The organism is Kitasatospora sp. NPDC047058, from assembly GCF_040643935.1.
Classification (GTDB): Bacteria; Actinomycetota; Actinomycetes; order Streptomycetales; family Streptomycetaceae; genus Kitasatospora.
The window spans coordinates 1-4,399 of record NZ_JBEYVJ010000498.1; the positions used below are offsets into that span (position 1 = coordinate 1).

The window sequence follows — 4,399 nt, forward strand, 5'->3', positions numbered from 1 at the left end:
GCGATGGTGGAGTCGATCCACGAGGACACCGTGGACTTCGGCCCGAACTACGACGGCAGTGAGCAGGAGCCGTTGGCGCTGCCGGCGGCGTTTCCGAACCTGCTGGTGAACGGGGCGACGGGGATCGCGGTCGGGATGGCGACCAACATGCCGCCGCACAACCTGTCCGAGGTGGTGGCGGCGGCCCGGCACCTGATCAAGCACCCGAACGCGGACCTGGAAACGCTGATGCGGTTCGTCCCCGGGCCGGACCTGCCGACGGGTGGCCGGATCGTGGGCCTGTCGGGGATCCGGGACGCGTACGAGTCGGGGCGCGGCACGTTCAAGATCCGGGCGACGACGACGGTGGAGGCGGTGACGGCCCGCCGCAAGGGGATCGTGGTCACCGAGCTGCCGTACAACGTGGGTCCGGAGAAGGTGATCGCGAAGATCAAGGACCTGGTCAACGCGAAGAAGCTGCAGGGCATCGCGGACGTCAAGGACCTCACGGACCGCGAGCACGGGCTGCGGCTGGTGATCGAGGTGAAGAACGGCTTCGTGCCGGAGGCGTTGCTGGAGCAGCTGTACAAGCTGACGCCGATGGAGGAGACCTTCGGCATCAACAACGTGGCGCTGGTGGACGGTCAGCCGCTGACGCTGGGGCTGAAGGAGCTGCTGGAGGTCTACGTCGACCACCGCTTCAACGTGGTGCGCCGGCGCAGCGACTTCCGCCGGCGCAAGCGTCAGGAGCGGCTGCACCTGGTCGAGGGTCTGCTGGTGGCGCTGGTCGACATCGACGAGGTCATCGCGATCATCCGGTCGAGCGACAACGCGGCGCAGGCGAAGGAGCGCCTGATGGAGCGCTTCGCGCTGTCGGAGACGCAGACGGCGTACATCCTGGACACTCCGCTGCGGCGGCTGACCCGGTTCGACCGGGTGGAGCTGGAGCAGGAGCAGGCGAAGCTGACGGCCGAGATCGCGGAGCTGACGGAGATCCTGGAGTCGGACGCCAGGCTGCGCAGTGTGGTGTCGGGCGAGCTGGGTGCGGTGGCGAAGCAGTTCGGCACGGAGCGGCGGACGGTGCTGCTGGAGGCGGGCGCGGTGCCGTCGGCGTCGCTGGCGGTGCCGTTGGAGGTGGCGGACGATCCGTGCCGGGTGCTGCTGTCGTCGACGGGTCTGCTGGCGCGGACGGCGGACGGTGAGCCGTTCGAGCTGTCGGAGAAGCGGGCGAAGCACGATGTGATCGTGTCGGCGGTGCCGGCCACGGCGCGGGCGGACGTGGGTGTGGTGACGTCGGCGGGCCGGGTGCTGCGGCTGCCGGTGATCGATCTGCCGGCGCTGCCGCCGACGCCGTCGCCGACGTTGGCGGGCGGGGCCGCGGTGGGCGAGTTCCTGCGGCTGGAGGCGGGTGAGCGGGTGCTGGCGCTGACGACGCTGGACGAGTCCTCGCCGGGTCTGGCGCTGGGTACGGTGCAGGGCGTGGTCAAGCGGGTGGTGCCGGAGTGGCCCGCGAACAAGGACGAGTTCGAGGTGATCGCGCTCAAGGACGGGGACGAGCTGGTGGGCGCGGTGGAGCTGCGGACCGGCGAGGAGGACCTGGTCTTCATCGCGTCGGACGCGCAGCTGCTGCGGTACCCGGCGGGTCAGGTGCGTCCGCAGGGCCGTCCGGCGGGTGGCATGGCCGGTATCAAGCTGTCGGAGGGTGCGCGGGTGCTGTCGTTCACGGCGGTGGATCCGGCGTCGGACGCGGTGGTGGTCTCGGTGGCCGGTGCGGCGGGGACGCTGACGGGCGAGGAGCAGGCGTCGTGGAAGGTGACGCCGTTCGAGCAGTACCCGCGCAAGGGGCGGGCGACGGGCGGTGTCCGGTGCCAGCGGTTCCTGCGGGGTGAGGACGGGCTCGTGTTCGCGTGGGCCGGTGCGGCTCCCGCCCGGGCGGCGACGGCGAAGGGCGCGCCGGTGGACCTGCCGGAGCGTGACCCGCGCCGGGACGGTTCGGGTACCCCGGTGACGACGCCGGTGGCGGTGGTGGCCGGTCCGGCGTAGCGGGGCCGGAGGGGGTTTTGCCTGCGGCGGGGCACCGGTCGGTGTCCCGCTGCGGGCGTTTCCGGTACGGGTAGCCTTGCCTGCGTGAGCACCTGTGCGACCTTGTCGCGTGAACTGTCGGAGCCGTTGGCCGCCACGGCGGCGACCGCCACCACCTGGCTGCTGGTCGAGCAGAACGGGCCATGGGGGGCGAAGGCGCTCGGCGAGAGCCATCTGGACGCGGCGGTGGGGCGGGCGCTGGAGTCGGCCGTGGCGGGGACGGGCGTGCGGGTGGCGTTGATCCGGCGGCCGGGGCGGCATGCGGACTGTCTGCCGTCGGCGCGGCGCGAGGTGATCGTGGCGCACACGGTGCCGGGCCGGGGCTGGGTGCGGCGGGCGGGGGTGGCGGATCCGGCGGAGCTGCTGGGGCTGGACTTCGCGGCGCTGGGCGGCGGTGAGCACGGCGGCTTCGGGGTGGAGCAGGTCGGCGGGCCGGTGGCGCTGGTGTGCACGAACGGGCGGCGGGACCGCTGTTGTGCGCTGCTGGGCCGGCCGTTGGCGGCGGAGCTGGCGGCGGCCGGGCACAGCGAGGTGTGGGAGGTGACGCACCTGGGCGGGCACCGCTTCTCCCCGACGATGCTGGTGCTGCCGTACGGCTACGCGTACGGGCGGCTGACGGCGGAGAGCGCCAAGGAGGTGCTGGCGGCGACGGCGGCCGGGCACGTGGTGCCGGAGTGGTCGCGGGGCTGTTCGGGTTGGGAGCGTCCGGGCCAGGCGGCCGAGCACGCGGTACGGGTGGCGACCGGGGAGACCGGGGTGGACGTGTTGACGCTGGTCCAGCGGCCGGCCGGGGAGGGGCGTTGGCTGGTGGCGGTCCGTCACCGGGACGGCCGTTCCTGGGACGTCGAGGTGGTCGAGGGCGCCAGTGAGCCGGCGCGGCCGGAGAGCTGCGGCAAGGCGGCGGGCACGCCGTCGCGGATGGACGCCGTGGCGGTCCGGGAGCTGTGACGGTCCGGGAGCTGTGACGGCCCCGCGCCCGTGGGGGTGGGCGCGGGACCGTCGGGCACCGGGCGGTGGGCGGGGCCGCGCCCGCTGTCCGTGGGAGGGCGCGGGGCCGTACCGTCCGGGGCCGGCTCAGCCGGTGGTGGCCTTGGTGACGAACTCGGTGGTGTAGGTGCGGGCGAGGTCGATGGTGCCTTCCTTGCCCTTGACGTCGGGGTGGAAGGCGGCGAGGACGGCGAGGACGGTCCTGGGCCCGTCGGCGGGCATCACGCCGTCGGTGGTGAACATCGGCAGGGTGGCCTTGATCGCGGCCGCGTACTGTTCGGCGCCGCCCTGCGCGTAGTCGGCGGGCATCTTGGCGGCGATCTCCCCGGGGGTGTGGGTGGACATCCAGCCGAGGGTCTTCACGAAGGCGTTGGCGAGCTTCTGGGTGGTGTCCTTGTTCTTCTCCACCCAGTCGGTGTTCATGTAGAGCGAGGACGAGGGGTAGAGCCCGCCGAGGGCGTCGCGGGAGCCCTGCGGGGTGCGCATGTCGTAGAGGATCTTGCCGAGGCCCTTGTCGAGGACGTTGGCGACGGTCGGGTCGGTGGTCATGCCGGCGTCGATGCTGCCCTGTTGGAGGGCGGCGATGAAGGTCTGGCCGGCGCCGACCGCGATGGGGCTGAACTCGCTCACCGGGGTGCCGTTCTTGACGGCGAGGTACTTGGTGAGGAAGTCGGTGGAGGATCCGATGCTGGTGACGCCGAGCTTCCTGCCCTTGAAGTCGGCGCCGGACCTGATGGCGTCGGCCTGCTTGGCGGAGACGATCTCGACCTCCCCGGGGGCCTGGGAGAACTGGACCACGGATTCGACGTTCTTGCCCTTGGCCTGGAGGTCGATGGTGTGATCGTAGAAGCCGACGGCGCCCTGGACGTCGCCGGCCAGCAGGGCGGTGGTGGCGTTGACGCCGGCCGGTTCGCTCATCAGCTCGACGTTGACGCCGGCGTCGGCGAAGTACCCGAGCCGCTGGGTGAGCATGGCGGGCAGGTAGATGACCTTGTCCAGGCCGCCGACCATGATCTTGACCTTGGGTCCGTCGACCTGCGGGCCGGCGGGGGCGGCGCCGTTGTGGGAGCTGGAGGCGGCGTCGTTGGCGCACGCGGCGAGCGGGAGCAGCAGGGTGGCGGCGAGGGCGGCGGCAAGGGATCTGCGCATGGGTGGGGGTGCCTCTCTTGCGTACTGCGGGGGGTCGGGTACTGCGGGGGTCGGGTACGGGGGCGGGTACGGCGGGGGCCGGTACCGGAGGACCGGGTACGGCGGGGGCCGGACTCAGCGGCCGGGGGGTCGGGGGTCAGCGGCTGTCGCCGGCGTCCGCGGGCTTCCAGCGGAAGAGCTTCTTCTCGGCGAAGGTGAGCAG

At 72.6% G+C, this 4,399-nt stretch carries 3 protein-coding genes; 2 read left to right on the top strand and 1 reads right to left on the bottom strand.

Annotated features, from left to right (window positions below; all coding sequences use genetic code 11):
- Together ABZ885_RS36210 and ABZ885_RS36215 are read left to right on the top strand one after the other, a co-directional pair.
- A partial coding sequence (locus tag ABZ885_RS36210; protein ID WP_360198591.1) for a DNA gyrase subunit A occupies positions 1–2,022 on the top strand: 2,022 nt, incomplete at its 5' end.
- 84 nt (positions 2,023–2,106) lie between these two features.
- A complete protein-coding gene (locus ABZ885_RS36215; protein WP_360198593.1) occupies positions 2,107–3,009 on the top strand; it encodes a sucrase ferredoxin in 903 nt (300 codons plus the stop codon).
- A gap of 126 nt (positions 3,010–3,135) precedes the next feature.
- Here the strand turns inward: ABZ885_RS36215 and ABZ885_RS36220 are convergent, their stop codons facing one another.
- Positions 3,136–4,197, bottom strand: a complete 1,062-nt coding sequence (locus ABZ885_RS36220) for an ABC transporter substrate-binding protein (protein WP_360198596.1) — start codon at positions 4,195–4,197, stop codon at positions 3,136–3,138.
- Positions 4,198–4,399: the final 202 nt, after the last annotated feature.

Excerpts from the sequence above, each read along its gene's own strand:
- ABZ885_RS36220 (WP_360198596.1), bottom strand. The coding sequence starts at position 4,197 with ATGCGCAGATCCCTTGCCGCCGCCCTCGCCGCCACCCTGCTGCTCCCG.